Source organism: Kitasatospora nipponensis (assembly GCF_039528135.1).
GTDB classification, from domain to species: domain Bacteria; phylum Actinomycetota; class Actinomycetes; order Streptomycetales; family Streptomycetaceae; genus Kitasatospora; species Kitasatospora nipponensis.
Genome location: NZ_BAAALF010000848.1, coordinates 1 through 619, shown reverse-complemented (window position 1 = coordinate 619; position 619 = coordinate 1). Strand labels below are relative to the sequence as shown.

Genomic DNA, 619 nt, shown 5'->3' with positions numbered 1-619 from the left:
TTGACGGGTCGGGATGTGGATGTGGTGGAGGCGCATGGGACGGGGACGCGGTTGGGTGATCCGATCGAGGCGCAGGCGTTGTTGGCGACGTACGGTCGTGGGCGGGTCGGGGGTGAGCCGTTGTGGTTGGGGTCGGTGAAGTCGAACATCGGGCATACGCAGGCGGCTGCGGGTGTGGCGGGTGTGATCAAGTCGGTGTTGGCGTTGCGGTACGGGGTGTTGCCGCGGACGTTGCATGTGGATGCGCCGTCGCCGCATGTGGACTGGTCGGTGGGTGGGGTGGAGTTGCTGACGGAGCGGCGGGTGTGGCCGCAGGTGGGGCGGCCGCGGCGGGCGGCGGTGTCGGCGTTCGGGGTGAGTGGGACGAACGCGCACGTGATCCTGGAGCAGGCACCGGAGTTCGAGCCTGCCGGTGTGATCGAGCAGCCCACACAGACCCCGGTGGTGCCGCTGGTGGTGTCGGCGCGCAGCGAGGCGGGCCTGCGGGCGCAGGCGGGTCAGCTGGCGGACCACCTGAACTCCGCTGAACTGCCCCGGGTCGCCCACGCGCTGGCCACGACCCGTGCCGCGTTGGAGGAGCGTGCGGTGGTGTTGGACGGGGTGGTGGGTCTGCGGGCGT

The 619-nt window shown here is 70.9% G+C and carries 1 protein-coding gene; it reads left to right on the top strand.

Going from position 1 to position 619, the window contains the following annotated elements; all coding sequences use genetic code 11:
• Nucleotides 1-619 (top strand): ketoacyl-synthetase C-terminal extension domain-containing protein (locus ABD323_RS43665; RefSeq protein WP_344447565.1); only part of this gene is annotated, 619 nt, incomplete at both ends.